This is a genomic window from Enterococcus sp. CWB-B31 (assembly GCF_020567645.1).
Classification (GTDB): domain Bacteria; phylum Bacillota; class Bacilli; order Lactobacillales; family Enterococcaceae; genus Enterococcus_L.
This window is the reverse complement of record NZ_JAJDJW010000001.1, coordinates 395579-415697: the sequence shown is the minus strand read 5'-3', so window position 1 is coordinate 415697 and position 20119 is coordinate 395579. Positions and strand designations below refer to the sequence as shown.

General features: G+C 40.6%; 18 protein-coding genes. 4 read left to right on the top strand and 14 right to left on the bottom strand.

The genetic code is table 11. The features are described from left to right. Window positions 1-198 precede the first annotated feature (198 nt). The gene (locus tag LI954_RS01695) at window positions 199-534 is read left to right on the top strand and encodes a PepSY domain-containing protein (RefSeq protein ID WP_202066484.1); all 336 of its coding nucleotides are present in this window, start codon (window positions 199-201) and stop codon (window positions 532-534) included. A 173-nt stretch (window positions 535-707) separates the two neighbouring features. On the opposite strand, the gene LI954_RS01690 is transcribed toward LI954_RS01695, so the two are convergent. The 5 genes from LI954_RS01690 to LI954_RS01670 form a co-directional block, all read right to left on the bottom strand. Then, window positions 708-980: a hypothetical protein gene (locus tag LI954_RS01690; protein WP_229443320.1), complete on the bottom strand. Its 273-nt coding sequence runs from the start codon at window positions 978-980 to the stop codon at window positions 708-710. A 569-nt stretch (window positions 981-1549) separates the two neighbouring features. Beyond that, on the bottom strand, window positions 1550-2197 hold the full coding sequence (trmB, locus tag LI954_RS01685) for a tRNA (guanosine(46)-N7)-methyltransferase TrmB (RefSeq protein WP_229443319.1): 648 nt from the start codon (window positions 2195-2197) through the stop codon (window positions 1550-1552). Window positions 2198-2345: 148 nt separating this feature from the next. Continuing rightward, window positions 2346-3197: a D-amino-acid transaminase gene (gene dat / locus LI954_RS01680; protein ID WP_229442308.1), complete on the bottom strand. Its 852-nt coding sequence runs from the start codon at window positions 3195-3197 to the stop codon at window positions 2346-2348. A 3-nt stretch (window positions 3198-3200) separates the two neighbouring features. Next, a complete protein-coding gene (locus LI954_RS01675) occupies window positions 3201-4418 on the bottom strand; it encodes an ABC transporter permease (protein WP_229443318.1) in 1218 nt (405 codons plus the stop codon). Window position 4419: 1 nt separating this feature from the next. Then, on the bottom strand, window positions 4420-5157 hold the full coding sequence (locus tag LI954_RS01670) for an ABC transporter ATP-binding protein (protein ID WP_202066477.1): 738 nt from the start codon (window positions 5155-5157) through the stop codon (window positions 4420-4422). 430 nt (window positions 5158-5587) lie between these two features. On the opposite strand from LI954_RS01670, the gene LI954_RS01665 reads away from it, so the two are divergent. The 3 genes from LI954_RS01665 to LI954_RS01655 all read left to right on the top strand — a co-directional run bounded on the left by LI954_RS01665 (window position 5588) and on the right by LI954_RS01655 (window position 7841). Further along, entirely contained in the window at window positions 5588-6016 is a 429-nt protein-coding gene (locus tag LI954_RS01665) for an HIT family protein (protein WP_229442306.1), read from the top strand. Next, a complete protein-coding gene (locus LI954_RS01660) occupies window positions 6017-6376 on the top strand; it encodes a YtxH domain-containing protein (RefSeq protein WP_202066473.1) in 360 nt (119 codons plus the stop codon). Between the two features lie 463 nt (window positions 6377-6839). After that, window positions 6840-7841 carry a peptidylprolyl isomerase gene (locus LI954_RS01655; protein WP_229443317.1) on the top strand — a complete coding sequence of 334 codons (1002 nt, stop codon included), beginning with the start codon at window positions 6840-6842 and terminating at the stop codon, window positions 7839-7841. 317 nt (window positions 7842-8158) lie between these two features. On the opposite strand, the gene LI954_RS01650 is transcribed toward LI954_RS01655, so the two are convergent. The 9 genes from LI954_RS01650 to LI954_RS01610 all read right to left on the bottom strand — a co-directional run bounded on the left by LI954_RS01650 (window position 8159) and on the right by LI954_RS01610 (window position 20091). Beyond that, the gene (locus LI954_RS01650) at window positions 8159-9256 is read right to left on the bottom strand and encodes a DUF916 and DUF3324 domain-containing protein (protein WP_229443316.1); all 1098 of its coding nucleotides are present in this window, start codon (window positions 9254-9256) and stop codon (window positions 8159-8161) included. A 92-nt stretch (window positions 9257-9348) separates the two neighbouring features. Beyond that, the gene (locus LI954_RS01645) at window positions 9349-9978 is read right to left on the bottom strand and encodes a WxL domain-containing protein (RefSeq protein ID WP_202066467.1); all 630 of its coding nucleotides are present in this window, start codon (window positions 9976-9978) and stop codon (window positions 9349-9351) included. 12 nt (window positions 9979-9990) lie between these two features. Beyond that, window positions 9991-10395 carry a hypothetical protein gene (locus tag LI954_RS01640; protein ID WP_202066465.1) on the bottom strand — a complete coding sequence of 135 codons (405 nt, stop codon included), beginning with the start codon at window positions 10393-10395 and terminating at the stop codon, window positions 9991-9993. Window positions 10396-10404: 9 nt separating this feature from the next. Beyond that, window positions 10405-11919: an adhesive domain-containing protein gene (locus LI954_RS16195; protein ID WP_229443315.1), complete on the bottom strand. Its 1515-nt coding sequence runs from the start codon at window positions 11917-11919 to the stop codon at window positions 10405-10407. Window positions 11920-12410: 491 nt separating this feature from the next. Beyond that, window positions 12411-13352, bottom strand: coding sequence for a 3'-5' exoribonuclease YhaM family protein (locus tag LI954_RS01630; protein ID WP_202066456.1), 942 nt, complete (start codon window positions 13350-13352; stop codon window positions 12411-12413). 2 nt (window positions 13353-13354) lie between these two features. Beyond that, complete coding sequence (locus tag LI954_RS01625; protein WP_229443314.1) at window positions 13355-16069, bottom strand: ATP-binding protein; 2715 nt, start codon at window positions 16067-16069, stop codon at window positions 13355-13357. Further along, entirely contained in the window at window positions 16069-17295 is a 1227-nt protein-coding gene (locus LI954_RS01620; protein ID WP_202066452.1) for a metallophosphoesterase family protein, read from the bottom strand. Before LI954_RS01620 ends, LI954_RS01625 begins: the two co-directional genes overlap by 1 nt. Window positions 17296-17518: 223 nt before the next feature. After that, the gene (locus LI954_RS01615) at window positions 17519-17860 is read right to left on the bottom strand and encodes a YlbF family regulator (RefSeq protein WP_202066450.1); all 342 of its coding nucleotides are present in this window, start codon (window positions 17858-17860) and stop codon (window positions 17519-17521) included. Window positions 17861-17928: 68 nt separating this feature from the next. Further along, on the bottom strand, window positions 17929-20091 hold the full coding sequence (locus LI954_RS01610) for a PBP1A family penicillin-binding protein (RefSeq protein WP_229442301.1): 2163 nt from the start codon (window positions 20089-20091) through the stop codon (window positions 17929-17931). Window positions 20092-20119 lie beyond the last annotated feature (28 nt).

The following is a 20119-nucleotide window of genomic DNA, read 5'->3' as shown; positions in this document are numbered from 1 at the left end:
CACCGTCAAAATCAGAACGGATGTGGGATTCAAACACGCATTTTTTCCTGTCATTTTTACAATTCTTTCTAATTATAACGCAAAATAACGGCAATGCACATTTTTTCGGTTCTTTCTTTGGCGTACTCTGTGTTAGAATGGTATTATATAGGATGATAATATTTAACAATACTCTTAAATAAACGGAGGGTGTTCCTGATGGGTGAAGAAAACGAATTAAACTATTTTAGGAGCGGCTTGGCCTTGGGCGCCGGTTTGGGCGTTATCAGCGGTGTTCTGTCTGCTTTATGGTATCAAAAAAAACGAACGATTGATGCAGATTCTGTACTGGAGAATGTAAAGGCTGCGTTCTTAAAAGAAGGTCCTATTGAAGGCTCTTGGATTGAACTTGAAAAAAAACCATTAAGAAAATTTGCGATTCATTCCAAAACATATAACGGTGGAGTTTCTCGGGTTGAGGACGGTTCGTTGGTTCAGTATGCATTTGTCGCAGATGCACAGACTGGTACGGTAATTGAAGTCAATCGCTTATAAACATTGGAATACAGATGAAAGGCCATTCTCCGTGGGCCTTTCTTTTTTTATAGAATGAGACGGAGGAAGAACAAACACGAAAAAGTTGTTTACCAAAGAAAAGGTGTAGGGTGGTATACACTGCTCTGATTGAAATAAATGGACAGCCATTTATGTTCATCCTTAAGAGGTTGCTAGTATGCGAACTGACAATCCTGGAATGGCAACAATTTTTTGACAGTTTCTATAAATAATTGAGGCACATCCGTTTGTTCTGTTACGGTTGCCATTGACAATGAGCCTTCTGGGGTATGTGTTTTTGTCTTGTCGCCTGAGCCTAGAAACGGCACAGACGATTCCCTCCGGATAACATCCCCCAACTCATTATCAATGGTTCGCTTCGCCAACAAATCACCGTAGATCGTGTTTTTTAACGCTCTATTTTCCACAGAAAAATTGTCAAACAAAGTGTAGCCTATTCAATCCTGTGAGTTTGGAAAACTTCATTACTATACTATATTTTAAGAGCTTGCTTCTACGCTTCTTCGAATGCTCGTCACATGTGTAAGAGCTTGCTCCTACGCTTCTTCGAATGCTCGTCGCATGTCTTTTGGTCATACAAGACATGCTGTATGCGCAGCCTCGATAAGTATTCCTTGAATAGAGGGTAGCTCATCTAGGTGGTATTAGCAGGATAGTATGCAACGCTCTGATGGGGATAAATTTGTCAGAATTTATTCCATATACAAAGAAATAGCTGTAGGCATACTGAGAATAAGACCGATTTTATGAAATAAATGTAAATGTACTTGATGAATTGCTGGAGCATACCATTATTTCTTTAGCTGTTGCCAGCGACTTCGTTAAACAACAGACACAGACGGTGAACAATTCAGCAGGTGTCGGCTTACATTAAAATTGAAAACCATCAGCAGATTGGGCGAGGTACAATAAGCCACCACACAGACAGAGGCTGCTTTTATCTGTTTGAGCTCATCGCAGCTTTTGCCTTTACTGATGGTTTAACTTTACTTATTTATTCTTCTGCCTGAAATCTTGCTTCCACCCGATAAATCGGCTGACCTTTGGCAGAGAATTTTTCTTCATACTCTGTCATGATATTGCCTTCATAAGAACTGCTATGGAGATCCAGCCAAACCTGTTCAATGATCATGCCGTATTTTGAAAAACTGCTCAGCGAGTATTCAAACAATCCCTGATTATCCGTTTTAAAATGAATTTCGCCATTTGGTTTTAAGATTTTTTCATCAACCGCTAAAAATGGTCTTGATGTCAGCCGGCGTTTTTCATGACGCTTTTTCGGCCATGGATCGGAGAAGTTTAAATAAATCTGATCCACTTCATTTTCAGCAAAATACTGGGTCAGGGCTTCACCATTCACATGAAGCAGCTGCAAATTCGGCAGTTCTTCTTCCAGTACTTTTTCCAGAGCGATTGAAAGCACACTGACCTGCATTTCAATACCAATATAATTAATCTCAGGGTTGGCTTTAGCCATACCTGCAACAAACTGTCCTTTCCCTGTGCCGATTTCAATGTGAATCGGATAGTCATTGCCAAATCGTTCGTGCCAACGTCCCTGCCACTTTTCAGGTTCATCTACTACATATTCCGGATGTGCAGCTAAAAGCTCTTCTGCTCCCGGTCTTTTTCTTACACGCATTTCAGGATTCCTCACTTACTATGATCTTTTATATTTTATAAATAATACATCTATTCAAAACATACAACAAGCCTGAGAATGGTGGATCTCTCAGGCTTATGTTCTTTCTAAATTTATACGTTCTTTTCATTCACTTGTCAATGGTATTCTAATTACAGATACGTTCCACTTCAGCCATATATTCATTGTGCAGCTTCTGCGTGATTCCTCCCGGCCGTCCGCTGCCAACGACATGGTCTTCGATTTTAACAACAGGGACCACTTCAATCAGTGAACCAGAGATAAAGCATTCATCTGCTGAAAATAGTTCTTCTTTATCAAATGCTTCCTCTTTAAGCGGAATGCTTAGTTTTCCTGCAAGCTCTACCAGTTTCTTTTTCGTGATACCTGGTAAAATCAGATTACCATCTGGATGTGTATACATCGTGCCGTCTTTCACCATCCAGAAATTCGCTGCAGAAGCCTCAGTCACTTTACCGTCACGGATCTGAACCGCATCTTCAAACCCTCTGCTTCTTGCATGCTCCAGTGCCATTACATTACCAAGCAAGCTCAGTGATTTTATATCACAATGCAGCCAACGGGTATCCGGAACAATTCCAACACCGATTCCTTTTCGCTGCTTTTCTACAGGACGGTCATACGGAATAACATTCGCAGTCAGCACACCTGTCACATTTAACGGATCGGGCAGCACATGATTACGTGGAGAATCAATCCCTCTGGTAATTTGGAAGTAAAGCTTTCCTTCTGTAATTTCTTCTACAGCAACCAGCTCCTCCAGCTTTTGACTGAGTGTTTCTTTCGTGAACGGAAGGACCAGCTTAATCTTTTCGGCTCCCAGCCACAAGCGTTCCAAATGTTCTTCCTTCATGTATAACTTCCCGTTATACACACGAATTACTTCATACAAACCATCACCATACTGATAGCCGCGGTCTTCCATATCAATTTTGACTTCTCCACGATCAACGATTTGATCATTCCATAAAACCTTCATTCATTATCCCTCCATTTTCTTCAAACGCTGCGGAACATAGAGCTTTGTAAATACAATTACTTCAACAACCAGTGCCGCCACAACCAACAGTGCTTCCGGCTTATTCGGCAATGCAATTAAGGTAAGAATACTGAAAATTGCGGCGGCCGTGAATAACAGAACCATCAGCAGAAAACTGACCGCCTGTTTCCTTTGAGTTGCGGGCGCTGGATACAACTGGGTCATCACCATGTAGTCAAACTGACTGTAAATCGGTATCATCTGGAAACCCATCAAATACAGAAATACGATAGCCGCACCTAATGACATAATGAAGTCATTGGAAAAGTAAAGAATCACACCGCCCAATCCCAAAAGACGAAGGAATAGTCCGCTATATTCAGAGCCTCTGAGAAAGCTGCGGGCATACAGATATAAATACGTATTTTTATTTTCTTTTTTAATCTTATTAAGAAGAGGATCAAATGCTTTTCTTCTTTTTACACTTCCTGTGATTTCTGGAACATCTGTAAATAAGTTGATAAACCGGTAAATCTGGTACATCCGGTTGTTTTCTTTTTTGATCATCTTTTCCCAGTCCAGAGAGATACCTGCTTTTAACTTTGGTAAAAAGTAACCTAACATTCCACACAAGATAATCGCAACAATTAGTCCGGCCAAAGGCACCACATACAGACTGGCCGCTATCGCCGCTGCACTTCCCAACAGCCAAATCAGCTGCCACTGCTGACTTTTATTGCCCGGAATTTGGTAGAGATCAAACTCCTGCCATTTCAGATGAGTAAACTTCAACAGCAGCAGCATAAACAGATAATAGATAAACGATACAAAGGTCTCCCTTGTAGTCACTACTACCAACGGCATTGTCATCCCGCTGATTAAAAAAATAGAAACGGCGGGAAGAATTGCTGAGTAGCTCAATGCTCGTTTAAAATAGCCCGGCATCTCCGCTTCCTTCGGCAGAATAAATACTTTGTCTGCTTCCTGTGTCAAGGTTGCCAGCTTGCCGATAAAAAGAATGGCCAGCCAGATCAGAAGAACCAAAGGCCTGCCCCAGACAAATTCTTCAGGCAGATTTTTCAGAAGTTCCGAGTAATAAAAGCCCAGTCCTCCCAACAGAAAGACACAGACGATTACAAAATGATCATTAAACACATACTGCATATATTTCATCATTTTTTTCAAATGACGGGATAGACGCATACGATACAGTTCCGACATACTACCCCACCTTTTCTTCCTTAGTCAGTGCAAGGTAGATATCATCCAATGATGAGTCCGGCAGATTGAATTCTACTCGCAGTTCTTCCATCGAACCAACTGCTCTAATTTCACCTTCATGAAGCACAACGAAACGGTCACAGTATTTCTCCGCAGTAGCCAGAATATGTGTGGACATCAAAATGGCTGCTCCTTGATTCCGCATCTCATCCATCAATTCCAGCAACGCATGAATCGCCAATGGGTCCAGACCTAAAAATGGCTCATCGATAATATACAGACTTGGCTCAATTAAAAAGGCACAGAGCACCATCACTTTCTGCTTCATCCCTTTTGAAAAATGTGCCGGAAACCATTCCAGCTTATTTTCAAGGCGGAAGGTTTTCAACAGTACATCTGCTCTGCGAAATGCTTCCTCTACGGATATATCATACGCCATTGCCGTCACTTCAATATGCTCCTTCAACGTCAATTCTTCATATAAAGAAGGTGTTTCAGGAATATAGCCTATCTTCTTGCGATAGCTCTCCGGACTATGATTCAGTGTCTGGCCATCAATCAAAATCTTTCCCTTTTGAGGAGTCAGCAAACCAATAATATTCTTAATCGTCGTACTCTTGCCGGCACCATTTAACCCAATCAGTCCAACCATTTCTCCGGCTTTTACTTCAAAATTTATATCTTTCAAAACAGGAACATGACCGTAGCCCCCTGTTAAATGCTCAATTTTCAAGCTCATCTTATTGCCTCCAAATTTTTTAATGATTTTATTATAACACGAGGCAAAGATAAAATGGCTCTGAGAGGAATAATTTTAAACTATCTATTTCTATCCTTCCTTTTACATAGAAAGAAACTATTTTTTGACTATTTTTGCTTTGATCATTATCAAAACAGATCGATAAAAAGGTCTTTAAACCAACATACTACTCCAAACATAAGATTTCCCGAAAATTGAGCAAAAACCGATGCTGAATCCTTCTCACTTGGCTGAGTCCGGTAAGAAGATAATTGAAAGACACCACTCTCTACAGACCTTAATCAGCTTATTATTTCAAAAAAATAAAATTTTCATTTATATCATGTAGACAATTGCGGAACTCTTACACATTTTCAGACAGATATGGTAAAGTAAAAGGAAAGTAAATGCTTATGAAAGAAGGTTTATCATGAAAGATTGTATCTTTTGTAAAATTGCCAATAAAGAAATTCCCAGTTATAAAATCTATGAAGATGACACAGTCTACGCTTTTTTGGATATCAGTCAGACAACAAAGGGGCATACGCTGTTAATCCCAAAAAAACACGTGACGGATATTTTTGAGTATGATGCTGATCTGGCGGCAGAAGTGTTTGCCCGCATTCCAAAAATCGCTCTGGCACTGGAAAAAGCTTTTCCAGAAATGGAAGGATTAAATATCGTAAACAATAATAAAGAGCTGGCTTATCAGTCTGTCTTCCATTCCCATGTCCATCTTATTCCCAGATATACCAAAGAGGACGGTTTCAGTATGCGTTTTGCTAATAATCAGGAAAATTATACACAGGAAGAACTGCAGGAAATTGCTGCAGCTGTTGAAAAGCAGGTGAATGTTTAAATGAAAGGATTTATCAAAGGATTATTATTCGGCTCTGTTGTAGGCGGAATCGGCGGACTGTTTATGGCCCCTCGTAGTGGAAAAGAAACCAAGCAGAAAATTATTGATGAAATCGATGACTGGAAGTATCTGCACGATGATTTCAACGAAAAACTGGCAACATTCAAAACAAACCTGGCTGATTTCCAGGAAACTGCTGAAACTGTGATTCCTCCATTTGTAAAAGGAATCAATAAAGATATTACGAATTTTAATTTTCAGGCGAAGCCTCGTCTGGAAAAAATTCAGGAGCAGCTGACTAAAATCCAGAATGAACTGCCGGAAATGCCTGAACTGGAGGAGAAAAAGGAACAAGAATAGCTGTTGCGGCTCTAACCATGACTATCAGACTATTTCAATTGATATTGAGGCCAGCAATGCAGCGACAGCTGCCTGAAGAGCCTCCGTACACCGAGGCTCTGAACGAAGTCCTTCCTAATCGATAGGTGTCCTATAGAAATTAATAGATCGAAATTCCCAGCAGTGAGAACCACAGTTGCAGAAAGTCGATGAAAATACTCTATTTCAATGCAGCCTTCCTATCGGGAAAAAACTGTCCCATCCTCTCTTACATGAAGCTTTTCCGAGGAAATTTCTCCTTTTTTTCTGCTTCCTTAATTAATTTTCAAATACTTCATTTAAATTGTGTCCTAAGTTTGAAAATTTATTGAAACTATCAAATCTATGTTTCTTTTCGAGCATGGATTGTGGTATAGTAGTAAACGTGAGAAATTCCTTTCTACATAAAAATGCAAAAATACGACTATTTAGGAGTGCTAAACGAATGAAGAAAAAATTAATTTTAGCTGCAGCGAGTACCATGGCAGTATTTACATTAGCAGCTTGTTCAGGCGGTTCTGACAATATCGCAACAATGAAAGGTTCAACAATCACTGTTGAAGATTTCTATGACAGAATCAAAAATGAAAGCACAAGTCAGTCAACTGTAGCAAACATGATTATCTTCAAAGTTTTTGAAGACAAATATGGGGATAAAGTGACAGATAAAGAGATTGATGCTGAATTTAACAAAACAAAAGAAAGTGCTGAAGCACAAGGTTACAATTTTGATGACTACTTGTCGGAAGCAGGCTATACTACTAAATCTTACAAGGCATTGATCAAACAAGGGCTTGCATACCAAAAAGGGCTTGAGGCTAATGTTGATGTAACTGAAACTGACATCAAAACAGCATGGACGTCCTTCCATCCTGAAGTAGAAGCTCAAATCATTACAGTTGCTACTGAAGATGAAGCAAAAGAAATTAAAGCTGAATTGGATAAAGACGGTGACTTTACTAAGATTGCCAAAGAAAAATCTACAGATACAACTAAAGAAGATGGCGGGAAAGTAACCTTTGACTCTACTTCTACTACAATCCCTGCAGCTGTACAGGAGGCTGCTTACAAACTGAAAGACGGTGAAGTGAGTGAGCCAGTTTCTGCAACTGACAGTACTGGTTACCAAACTATCTACTACCTTGTGAAAATGACTAAAACATCTTCTAAAGGGAACGATCTTGAACCTTACAGAGAACAATTAGAAGAAATTGCCAAGGAAACACAAATGGCTGACCAAACATTTACTTCTAAAGTAATCAGTGATGAACTGACAGCTGCAAACGTGAAGATCAAAGATGATGCATTCAAGAATGTGTTGTCAGGCTACATGCAGACAGAAAGCTCAAGCACAGCAACTGAAGAGTCTTCAAGCTCTTCCTCTGAAAAATCTTCTGATTCTTCAGAAACAGAATCTTCATCAAGCACAACTGAATCTTCAAAATAATAACAATGATAGATAAAAAAAGTCAGCTGAGTATTCAGCTGGCTTTTTTTAGGGTTCTACATCAAATTGTATTGGTAAGACAAAAAAACTGAATAAAAGCGCAGAGCTAGGAATAAAAATCAGAGAACTCCTGGTTTTATTTTAAGTTCTTCTGTTTGGAGAAGAGAAACTTTGCCAATTACCCGGGCAGCGAAGCTTGCAGGCATTTAATGCTTTGCCTTGAGTTTGAGGTTGTGACAGAAGTGTTCTGTCACAACCTCAAAACCAACTGCACTTAACCATAGAAAACAGCTTAATTTTTTGAAGGACGCTCCTGTTTATTCTGCTTTAGTTTTTACCGCTTGAGCTCTCGGGCGTTTTTTTCTCTTTTTATGCTTTTTAGCTAGCTGCTTCTTCAATTTTCTATTCTTGTTAATCGTGATAATCACCACAACAGCCAATGCCAACAAAACAGCTATCAATGCCACTGTTGACCATGGAATTTCAAAGTCGGATTTTTGAACTGTGACATCCTGTTCATTCATATCTGCAGCTTCTTCTTTGGTCACTGTAAATTGAGGACTGCCTTCCCATTCACCCTGATCATTGCTTACTTTGATATCTACGGTATACTCGCCGCCGTCAAACTCTTCCCCATCAAACGGAATTCTGAAAGGAAACAAGGTATTGGGCGCAATACTCAGCTGTTCTTTTTTACCTGTCAAAACTTCTTTTCCATCCAGTAATACTGTGTAGTCGATGTTCACTTTTTTCACATAAGCTGCTGCTGTATTTTCAATTCCTACTTCAATGACATTTCGGTAATTCGCCTGATCAGCTTTTGCTCCGGTAATCGTCACCTCCGGTTGGACTTCCTGTCCATCTGAATGAATCAGCAAAGCTATCTCTCTTGAAAAGACATTTTTTACATTTCCTTCTGTTTTTTCATCAGACACCTCTTCGAAATAGATACCACCTGCCAAAACTCCAGAAAACTTTTCTTCAGGCATTTTGACCGTTAACGTAACATCCTTCGTCTGATTTGATTCCAGCTGAATATTTTCCTCGCTTAATGTAACGAGTTGTTCAATATCATAAGGTGCGGATTTAGAGGTATCTTCATTAATTCCGGAATATTCAATCACTCCGCCGCTGTTGGTCACTGCTCGGTTAAACGAAGCTTTCAATGAAAGAGTTTTTTCACTTTTATTCACCAATGTTATCGCCAGTTTCTCTTCCTTTCCCGGATCAAGAGTCACATCGAAATAAGATAAGTTCTTATCAGACTGACTGTCTGGCACTTGAATACTTGCATCAAAACTGTTCAACGATTCTCCATGAACCAGTGAGGGAAAAGCAACTAAGTTGAAAATATAAATAATAGCTATCGCTGCTGCAAAAATAATCGGTTGGTATGTACGGCGTTCTCTCTTCATATCATTCTCCTCCAGGCTGATAATACAAGTTCTTAAAAATTGGGGCAAAATTTACGTGTACAGATTTTGCCCCGATTTCGTTCATTTAGTTTTTAAACTGGTGTAGCTGATAATGTCCAAGTAAGTGTTGTTTGATAATTTGCTTCATTTTTATCTACATCTTTAGGAACAAACAATTCAAATTTAGTTAACGCCAAAGATGTTTCCCCTTCACCTTCACCAGGTGCTGCTGTTAAAACATCTGCTGTTGTTCCTAATTCTAAATCTAACGTACTGTTGGCAATTGTAGCACCTGTTGGGATAGAGCTCAGATTATTTGTAATTGCACCGGCATCAATAGAAAGTGCTGCACCTGTCAATTCGCTTGTGCCATCACTGAATTGATCTGTTTGTAGTACTTTTACTGACCAGCCTGAAGCTTCATCGCCACGGTTATCACTCACAGCAACCGCTCCGGTAGTCAATGCTGATGTTTGTACACCATCAACTGTTGCAACCCAAATTTCATCTTCAGTTGACTGAATTTTATGTGAACCAAAGTTCAAGTTGGTTGGTAATGATGCAGCCGGATCGCCTGTTTCCGGATCAAAGATCAATTCCCCCGGTGCATAGTTTACTGTCGCATCTGTGGTTTTGTCCTCCGCAAAGCTTGTAGTACCAAAGCCTAAGCCAATTCCTAATAAAATCGCAGCAGATAATAAAATAGTTGTATGTTTTTTCATGTTTTTCTCCCCCTATATTCTTTTCAAATTATAAATAGCGATTAATACAAAGATTACTCCCACGACAACAAAAAGATAATTGACCGTGTCGTTGGTTTTTAGAAAATTCCCATCCGTACCTTCTTTGACAATTGGAGCAGACTGCCCGGAATTTTGAGGCTGCGTAGGAGCGCCTGAATTCTGAGTGTCAGTAGTACTGGTACTGCTGCTGTTTGTAGTGCTGCTCTCACTTGTAGAAGAGCTGTCGTCAGTGGAACTTTCAGATTGGGTAGAACTTTCTGTACTACTCTCCTCAAAGTAATGGATATTTCCATTTGTAACAGTTGCCTGAGCCTGTTGTGAGGAAAATAAGAAAGTCAGGGTGATGCTTCCCAAAATTAACAAGAAACAATTAATCTGCTTTAACAATTTCACCATTCCTCCTCACTAGGGACTCTCTGTTACAGTCCATACAAGTTTCGTGTTATATTGCCCGGTTTGCTTATCGGTATTCTTTGGAACAAACAATTCAAACTTTGGAATCTCAAGTTTAGCTGTTCCGGTTGTAGAAGTTCCAAAAACAGCCATAACTTCCTGCTGCGTATTATCAGACAGATCCATCGTTGTACCACTGATACTTCGTACATTGGCAGAGGAAAAATCTGATGTCAAAGTTCCGCCATAGATTTTAAGTTTGGCGGCTCCCAGCGCGGCAGCCTCGTTTGTCAACTGCCCAACACGCGTCACTTTGACCTGCCAGTTTTTGGCTGTCGATCGTGTATCTGTCACTTGAATTGTTCCCACCGTATCGGCTCCTCCGGCAGCCCCTCCCTGAGTTGCTGCAAAGGTCTCATCCAGCTTGGTCTGAATAGAATGAGTCCCGAAGTTTAATGAATCCGGCAGTAATGTTTGATCCAGCATAAATGTTTCTCCAGCAAAATAGATTGTTGAGACAGCATCAGCTGTACTCAGTAAATTGACATCGATCAGGTTGGATCTGATAACTGTTCCGGTAAATTCAGCATCCAAGTTACTGGTGATACTGCCCGGTCCTGAAACATTGGTAGGCATATTAATGGTCGTATTGCCTAATGCAGAGGCATCCGCTAACTGCTGGACTCCTGTACCTCCCAATGTGAGTAAAGGTTTTGCAGCGGCAATTGCTGATGTAACTGATAATTTTACCGGAGCCAATGCCGTATTAATCGTCAGAGCTGAGGCGGTGCCAATAAGCCCTGTTCCTGTTGCCTGCAACGCATTTACTGCATTGGACAAGTCAGTTAAAATTGTCGAAACATTGTTCGCCAGAATAGGTCCTAAACCATCATCTAACGAAAAATACAGTGCACGACCATCATCGGTCAGCGTCATCGGCTGGATAAATTGAGCAGCACTCAAACTACCAACAGAATTCAATAAATTGATTTGTCTGTTCACTTCATCCAGATTTAACGTAACACCGGTTAATGGAGCAATCGCTCCGTTTTGAATATCTGAAAGCAAATTAACCAGATTGTTGACTGCCGTCAATGTTGCAGTCAGCACCGCTACCTTACTAATATCCACCGTCACATTGGTATTAACTGTAGCCTGTCCTCTGGCGGTTACTTTGTTTGCCAGTTCCGGTGGAATAACCAGCACACCATATTTCTTACCTGTCAAATTCACTGATACATTTGCCAGTGCTTCACCCGTAATTGTAAAATCTACGGCCTGATTACTGACTGTAGGCTGCCATCTCACTGTTGGCGTTGTGTTACTGTTATTGACTGTCTGTAAATTAGATAATATCTCTACATCCAGTACAGCTGCTGAAGCTTCTTCACTGCGAAAAAAATACCCGAGCATCCCTGCAAATGACCCTGCGACGAACAAGTTGATAACGAGGCTGCAAACAAATAAATCTTTTATACTAAGAAAACGCTTATAGCTACTCCTAATTCTCCCTCCCTTAACACTCACTCACATCTCTTCCTTTCATTTTGTTTTCTTAGCGCCAACGTATCTGAGTAGATTATAGGATCGAAAAAAATTTAAATCTAATACAATGCTTACAAAAAACAAAATTTTTTTTGTTTTAAAATATAAATGTTATCTATATATCTAAAATTTTTTCGTTGATTAAATTGTTTTATGTTCTTTTATAGTATTTATTCTCAAATTGTATTTTATATAAAGTGAGGTTTTAATTCCGAATAAACAGAAAAAATTACCGTTATTTTACAAATTGAAATTTTCTGATAAAAAATTTGAAAATGGTTATTTTTATTTCGATGAATTTATATTTAACAGATGAATATATTTTTGATTAGCTAGGTTACCTTTTCATTATTTCCCATCACTTTTTACCAAACAGTGTTTTTTCTCTGTGGAACTAATTATTTTTCTACAAAAAAAGAAGCCCCTTAAAAACAGGGCTTCTCGACTGATTACTTTGATTAATTCGTTATTTTCTATTTTTTTGGAACATAAAAACTTCGATTGTCCATTCCAAAGATCCGATCCGTATAATCCCCCGGTTCTGTCTGACGAATAGAGGTCAGCATCATTTGGATGGATGCATCCATATTATCAATTTGATGCAGAATTTCCGCTTCCATAAGTCTTGGTCTTACAGGAGACCCGTATTCCAGCAAGCCGTGATGTGAAAGAACCATATGCCGTAACAGCGTGACATCTTCTTCTGTCTCATCAATTTTCAATGCTGCACAGGCTTTCGTAATTTCCTCATCCACCAAAACCAGATGACCAATCAAATTTCCCACTAGTGTATATTCTGTACTCATGGCACCAGAAAGTTCTTTTACTTTTCCCAAGTCATGAAGAATAATTCCTGCATACAGCAATGGCGCATTCACCTCAGGATATTCTGTACAAATGGACTTTCCAAGTCTCAGCATAGTCAGTGTATGATATGCCAGACCATGAGCAAAAGCATGATGATTGCGTTTAGCAGCAGGAAAATCGAAGAATTCTTTCTGATACTTCGTCAGCAAATGACGAACAATCCTTTGCCAGCGGGCATTGGTAATTTCAAAAATAGTCTGATTGATTTCTTCTGCCATATCCTCCCGCTTCAATGGTGCCCGTTCCATATAGACAGAAGGCTCATTGGGTTCATCAGAGCGCGCGAGGCGCATATGGATAATTTTCACCTGAGGATTTCCCTGATAAACTTCTCTCTTGCCGTTTAGGAAAATGACCTTCCCGGCTTCAAACCGCTGGATTTCTTCTTCTGATGCGTCCCAGTACTTTCCATCAATCGTTCCAGAAGTATCCTGAAACGTAAAAGCGATAAATTTCTTGCCGTTTTTTGCAATACGTACATCTGCATTTTTTATCAGTAAAAATAATTCAAAGATTTCATCTACAGCTAATTCACGAATTTTCTTCATGTCTATTCTCCCTCCAGTTGTACAACAGGCTGTTTTTCCTCTTGATAGTAGCTTACCATTTCTTGGTCAGAAGAAAAACAAATAATTTGATGGTTTTCTCCAAAAAGTCTAAACAGCTTTGCCAAATGTCGTTTCCTTTGGCTGTCATAATGCAGCCATCCGTCATCAATCATTACCGGACAGATGCTTTTTTCTCCCATGAGAGCCAAAAATGCTAGGCGGACAGCCATCACCAGCTGATCTTTCGTTCCGGTCGAAAGATCGTAAATCGCAAAATCCCGACCTGCAGCATCCTTAACGATCAACTGCTCATTCTCCAGCTGTACCTTTAGATATGCATCAGCTGTCACTACAGAAAAATAATAGGTCGCCTTTTTCAGCAGTGAAGGAAGCTGTTGATCAGATAATTCTGTCAGCAAATCCATTAACAGCTGACCAGCCAGTTTATACCCTGTCCAGTCAGAAGCAAGTGCCTCAATTTCAGCTCTCATTCCTTCACGTTTTTGGTACAGCTGGTCAAGCGTTCCATCTTCAATCATCAGCTTTCTTTGATAATCCAGACGCTGTTCCTCTTTTTGAAGATGGAAAATTTCATCTTCTGCCCCCTTCAATTCAGCATTCAACTGATACTTCCGATCATTGAGCTGGCTTAAAGTAGTATTTTCTTCATAGAGATTCATCAGAAGCCGCTCCAGTTCCTTCTTTCGACTGTCTGTTGTCTGAGTCTGCTGATAATCCTGCAGCTTTTCTGGTACATCATCAATAGCTAAAATCTGATATTTATAAAGGAGCGGCTGTGCTTCTTCAAATACTCTATGCTGTTTCTCTTTTACTTCCTTGATCGACTGTTTTGTGTAACTATCTGTCCGACTCTCCTGCAGCAGACGATGCTGCTCCATCTGGTCAGTAAAATTACTGATAATTTTTACTCGTTCTTCCAAATTTTTCCCAACAATCGGCAGCCAGTTCACGTAACGCTCAGTCTGCTTCAGCCAATCACCGGCAGTTTTACTTTCTGTTTCTATCTGACGAAACAGTTCTTTGTTTGTGTTCATCAGCAGAAGATAACGTTTGATATCTTCTTTATGGTTCATCCAAAGCTCCAGGCGGTTCATTTTCCCTAAATGATTTGCTCTGGCTTGCTCAAAAATATACTTATTTAATTGAGCTTCTTCTTTTTCAATCCTAGCCATCCGTTCTTCTGTCTGATTCAACTGTGCACTCAGATAGTCTAAATTAGACAGCTTCTGCTGCCATTGCTGCTTCACTTCATCCTCTGTACTTCTCTGCGGAAGAAAGAATACAGCTCCGGCTGTTCCTCCGCAAATCAGGGCGAAAATCCATGACAGCCAGCAAACTGGAGAGCTCAGCAGCAGGCCGCCGACCACACCCATGAGTGCTGCCAGAAGCAAGCCTAACAACAATGCTGTATTGGTTTGGTGCTTCCTTTTTCTTTGATTTCGTTGGAAAATCTTTTGATTGGCTGACTCAAAAGCTTCCAAGTTTTTTTCCTGACTATCCAGACTCTCAATAAGAGAGCGCTGATTTTCTTCCTCCGTCTGCATTTGAACCCTTTGCGTGATAAATTTTTCACGAAGCTCCTTCAGCTGCTGATCTTCAAAAAAAAGATGCGGAGGCTGTTCTTCGGTCCAGTCCCATTTTTGTTCAAGAGCGAACAGTTCCTGCTTGTTCTGAGTAGCGGATTCTCTCATCCAGCCGATTTCAGACAGCAGCTTGCTGATGGTATAACGCTGAGCCAGAAAATACTTCAAATTTTCTTCTTCCCTCAGGTAAAATAAATACTCTGGCAACAGCTCTTCTCCATCAAACGATTCCTGCAAAGTTCTATTTAGACGCTCTGTTTCCTGCTTCAAAAATTTGTGTTCCTGATAAAGAGCCAGCAGATGCTCGCTTTCTTGAGGTTCTACGGTTATTTTATTCGGATGTATTTGTTTTTGGAGTTTCTGCAGCTCTTCAAAAAGCGGATAGTTAATCAGTTGCTTTTCCACTAGACTCAATTGTTCTTTTCTTTCACTAACTCGTAAGCGCTGCTCTGCAATAGCTTCACTTGTTTGCTTGAGCTGGGCCACCACAGAACCAAATGTCTGCTCTTCCTGCTCTTTATTTCTGATTTTTTCAGACAGTTTCTGGTAAGCTGTCAACAAACTGTTCAGCGGCGGTCGGGCTCCTTTACTCTTATAGATTTCCTGTGCCTGTTTGAAATAAGCCTCTCGTGTCTTCAACAGCTGATCGCTTCCGGAAATCCCCAGAGCCAGCAAAGCTGTCTGCAACTCTTCTTCCTCAAGATTTCCCAGCTGAGACAGCTGTTCCTGTTGAAAGGTAAAAACGGATTGAAAAAGCTCTTTCGTTAACGGATGAAGAACCTTTTTCAGGAGTTCTTCATCCCCGACCTGTTCCCCTATATAGACTTTGGCCTGCCCTTTATTCATTTCTTTAAAACGCTCAATTTGAACCTTTCCATAAACCGGATGCTTCAACCATAAGCGTCCACCATAGCTGCCGCCATTTTTCGGAAGATAACTCTTTCTTTTTTTCCCTTTAGCAGGAAACCCAAATAGAAGAGCTTGGATAAACTGATAAATCGTGGATTTTCCAGCTTCATTACTACCATAGACAAGCTGATTGCTTCCTGAAAAATCAATGGTTTTCTGATTCCATTTCCCAAAGCCGACAATCTCTATTGAAAGGATTTTCATTATTGATCCTCCTGAATTCTAAAACGTTCTTTTATTCGCTGATCTGCTAGCTTCACACAGTTTTTCCGCCAAGCCTCATCTGTCAGCCCCAGATGAGAAATTACCGGATGCTGCTGCAGCTCTTTTGTTGCTTCCATGAAAATTTCAGGCTGCAGATAGTTTTTTTCAAGCTGATCAAGCAGCCTTGGATCGGCAGTAACAAGAATTTTCTGAAATGCAGAGCTTTCTTTAACTGACAGCTGAAAGACAAACAGGTTCTGTACCTGATTTGCCAAAGCCTGTTGGAGATAAGCTAGGATTTCCCCATTTTCACAGGACATCACAAACTCTTCACCCAATTGATGTGTGTCGTTTAATTGAATTTCATTCAATATAAACGTGTTGTACTGATGTGCCTGCCTCAGCAGCTCTGCTTCTAAATATGCCAGTGCCTCTTTCTTCGTTTGGCAGTCTGCCAGAGAATATTCAGAATATTCCCAGCGAACTTCTTCAACAGAAATAAACTGTGTAGCGGCATGGTGATCTCCCAGTGTCACTAATCCGGCTCCTTGAATCCCCTGCTCTTTTTTTGTATGCCCCTGAGGCGTTCCCGGATAGACAATCAACGGGTCTGCACTTAGAATCTGCGGCTGATGAATATGCCCCAACGCCCAGTAATCATATCCAAAAGCTTTCATTTCTCCCAGAGAAAACGGTGCATATCTGGACTGATCCCCCATAGATACATCCCCATGGTATACGCCAATATGAATATCTGAATCTGCTGATCGAGCGGGATACTCGGGCAGTTTGCTTTCCTCAATCCACGGCTGCAGGTAACTAAATCCCGAAACTGCCACCCGCTCATTCTGTTTTGTTATAAAATAGTGGGTTTCAACCTCTTCTTTTTCGAATAAATAAACATTTTCCGGAAAATTGAACCAATAGCGTTCCGGATCAAAATAATCATGATTGCCGAAGCTGATGATCACATGAATTTCTTCACTGGTAAGCCTCTGGAGCTCCTCAAAGAAATAAGCCTGAGTCTGAATAGACGTCCTGCTTTGATGAAACGTATCCCCGGAAAAAATCACCGCATCCACTTGATTGGTCAAGGCAGCATCAACAAGTTGATGCAGTACCTGCCGATTGGCTGTTCGAAGTTTTTCTGCCAGTGCTTCCGGCAAATCCGGCAACCCTTCAAATGATCGATCCATATGTAAATCTGCTATATGCAATAATTTCATTTTAAATGCTTCTCCATCCTTCAAGCTTTTCTTTATCATATCATTTTATGGAAAATCGGTCAGTAAAAATATACGAAAATTCGTTCGGTTTTCATTTTTTCAACCCTCTTTTAATAAAGTTGATGGTTTTTATGAAGGTTTGCTTTTTCTATTCTAAAAAAAGAAAAACCGCAGCTGAAGCATTCAGCTGCGGTTCTCTCTATTTTTTCTGCTGTTTCGTTTCTTAGTTTTCGTATAAATCCCGAATAGGCGTCATGATAATACGATTCAGATCGTTTACAATCATGCTGAAGGCCTGTTCTTTTTCCATCATTTTATTGATTAATTCCGTCCCCTGAACTTCCGTTGCCAGACTTTGGGCTTTTTGCGCATCTTCTTCTGAAAAATCTTCTCCGCGCATTTGTTTTTCCTGTAATTCCTGTTGGAAAGACTGGAATTCTTTAAACAATTTAAATGCTGGTTCATCTGCCTGCACAGCCTTGTAAGCCTGCTCCAGGGCTTCAAATTCAGTTAATGTTCTCAATTCACGTTCTAGCTGGTTTGCTGTATCATAGATATTCGTCACAGGTTCGTCCTCATTTCTTCTAGATAGTTTCTTTTATTGTAACATTGTTTCATGTCTTTTTAAAAATCTTATTCACCCATCAGTCCGCCAAAGAAATCTTTTACGCCCTCTTTTGTATTTTCCCAGCCTTCTTTGATCTGATCCCCGATGTTCTTGGCACCTTCCTGTACCTGATCACCAATATCCTTCACACTGTCCTTCCAGCCGCTGGTTCCAGCATCAGAAGCCGCTTCACCTGAAGCAACTACCTGTCCGCCGGTTGCATAGGCATCTGCTACTGTGAACGAAGACGGAGAAGCTATATTAGCCAAAATCCCGCCTGCCTGACTGCTAAAGACGTTGGAAGCAAATGTAGCACTGGTCCCTTCCAAATAATGGGTTTCATCTGTATGTTCATAGCCCAGCCAAGTGGCAATCACAACGTCCGGTGTATAACCAATAACCCACTGATCATTTGTTTTCGTACTGTCAAATCCCGTTTCCGTTGTTCCGGTTTTTCCGGCCATCACATACCCATAAGGGTCTGCATTTATTCCGCTTCCTGAACTGAATACACCTAAAAGCATACTGGTAATTTCATCTGCCGTTTCCTGAGAGATGATCTGTGAACCACTTGGCTCACTGTTATCTACCACAACTGCTCCAGTCGAATCTACAATTTTGGTAATCAGATGGGCTTCCATCAGCTGTCCGCCATTTGCAAACGCTGTATAGGCTGCTGCCATATCCAACGGAGAAACACCTGTTTCAATACTTCCCAAAGCTAGCGGATAACGTTTATCGGCTTCATTTAGCGGAATACCAAATTGCTTGGTTTTATCATAACCTTTGTCCAGGCCTATCTGATTCAACAGCCAGATTGCCGGGGCATTCAGACTATCGCCGAGTGCCTGATACATCGGAACTTCTCCGCTAAATGTACGGCTGAAGTTCTGTGCCGGATAGTAATCCTGCAGCTGATCCTGTAAAATGCTGTCAGGCTTGTATCCTGCCTCCAAGGCTGGCGTATAAACAGAAATAGGCTTTAAAGAAGAACCTGGTGAACGCTTTGTCTGCGTAGCAAAGTTAAAGCCGCGATACACATGATCGCCACGACCGCCGACTATCGCCTGAACACCACCCGTTTTAGGATTTAGTGCCACAGAGCCACTTTCAACCTGTACCCCATCTTCTGCATTTGGAGGAAACAGTGCCTCATTTAAGTAAGTCTGATCCATCGCCTGCTGATAGCTTTGATTTAATGCTGTATAAATCTTATAGCCCTTATTCAGCAGATCCTCCTCTGATATTTTATAGCGCTGTACAGCTTCATCCACTACAGCATCAAAGTAATACGGATAACGATAGTCTGCTCCGGTTCCTTCATATCCATCATATAACAAGCCGGCAATATCCACATCTGCTTCTGCATTCGCTGTTTCCTGATCAAGCATTTCATTTTCGACCATTAATTGAAGAACAGTATCTCGTCGATTTGCCGCATTTTCAGGATAGTCAATCGGATTGAAAATCCCCGGTCCTTTCAGCATACCAACCAGTGCTGCAGCTTCACCAACTGTAACTTCAGAAGCACTGACACCAAAATATTTTTTGGCGGCATCTTCAACACCCCAAACTCCGTTGCCAAAATACGAGTTATTGAGATACATGGTCAGGATATCTTCTTTTGAATACTTTTTCTCAATTTCAATTGCCAGAAATAGTTCTTTGGCTTTACGATCAAAGGTTTGTTCCTGCGTTAAATAGGCGTTTTTAGCCAGCTGCTGTGTAATGGTACTCCCACCACCGTGACCAAGTTTGCCAAAGGTCAGCTTGCCGACAACTGCACGTGCAATTCCTTTGATGTCATATCCGCTGTGATTATAAAAGTTGCGGTCTTCTGTGGAAATTACCGCATCCTGAATATAAGGAGAAATCTGTGCCAGCTCAATATACGTTCCTTTCTGACCAAAAAGCTTTCCGGCTTCGTCATTATTTTCATCATAAATAATCGTTGACTGCTGAAGACCTTCCTTCAGCGTTTTTACGTTTGCGGCTTTTGCCAATGTAAATAAATAAATGCTGATAACCAATACAGTAACCATTCCCAACAGCAGAATGATTTTATTAATCTGATATTTTTTCCAAAGACGTTTTCGCCACTGATGCAGACGAATCAGATAAGGCTTCAGCCAAAGCCAAAATCGTTTTAAAACGCTGCCCGTCTTTCTCATAAATTCTTTAAAATCCATAGACGCTCCTCTTTTAATGTTTTCCTTA

What these genes read in the sequence shown, in the direction of transcription:
- LI954_RS01650 (WP_229443316.1), bottom strand. Translation starts at nt 9,256, where the DNA reads ATGAAGAGAGAACGCCGTACATACCAACCGATTATTTTTGCAGCAGCG.
- trmB (WP_229443319.1), bottom strand. Translation starts at nt 2,197, where the DNA reads ATGCGTGTAAGAAAAAGACCGGGAGCAGAAGAGCTTTTAGCTGCACAT.
- LI954_RS01620 (WP_202066452.1), bottom strand. Translation starts at nt 17,295, where the DNA reads ATGAAATTATTGCATATAGCAGATTTACATATGGATCGATCATTTGAA.
- LI954_RS01630 (WP_202066456.1), bottom strand. Translation starts at nt 13,352, where the DNA reads ATGAAGAAAATTCGTGAATTAGCTGTAGATGAAATCTTTGAATTATTT.
- LI954_RS01645 (WP_202066467.1), bottom strand. Translation starts at nt 9,978, where the DNA reads ATGAAAAAACATACAACTATTTTATTATCTGCTGCGATTTTATTAGGA.
- LI954_RS01655 (WP_229443317.1), top strand. Translation starts at nt 6,840, where the DNA reads ATGAAGAAAAAATTAATTTTAGCTGCAGCGAGTACCATGGCAGTATTT.
- LI954_RS01640 (WP_202066465.1), bottom strand. Translation starts at nt 10,395, where the DNA reads ATGGTGAAATTGTTAAAGCAGATTAATTGTTTCTTGTTAATTTTGGGA.
- LI954_RS01610 (WP_229442301.1), bottom strand. Translation starts at nt 20,091, where the DNA reads ATGGATTTTAAAGAATTTATGAGAAAGACGGGCAGCGTTTTAAAACGA.
- LI954_RS01625 (WP_229443314.1), bottom strand. Translation starts at nt 16,069, where the DNA reads ATGAAAATCCTTTCAATAGAGATTGTCGGCTTTGGGAAATGGAATCAG.
- LI954_RS01670 (WP_202066477.1), bottom strand. Translation starts at nt 5,157, where the DNA reads ATGAGCTTGAAAATTGAGCATTTAACAGGGGGCTACGGTCATGTTCCT.
- dat (WP_229442308.1), bottom strand. Translation starts at nt 3,197, where the DNA reads ATGAAGGTTTTATGGAATGATCAAATCGTTGATCGTGGAGAAGTCAAA.
- LI954_RS01675 (WP_229443318.1), bottom strand. Translation starts at nt 4,418, where the DNA reads ATGTCGGAACTGTATCGTATGCGTCTATCCCGTCATTTGAAAAAAATG.
- LI954_RS01665 (WP_229442306.1), top strand. Translation starts at nt 5,588, where the DNA reads ATGAAAGATTGTATCTTTTGTAAAATTGCCAATAAAGAAATTCCCAGT.
- LI954_RS01660 (WP_202066473.1), top strand. Translation starts at nt 6,017, where the DNA reads ATGAAAGGATTTATCAAAGGATTATTATTCGGCTCTGTTGTAGGCGGA.
- LI954_RS01695 (WP_202066484.1), top strand. Translation starts at nt 199, where the DNA reads ATGGGTGAAGAAAACGAATTAAACTATTTTAGGAGCGGCTTGGCCTTG.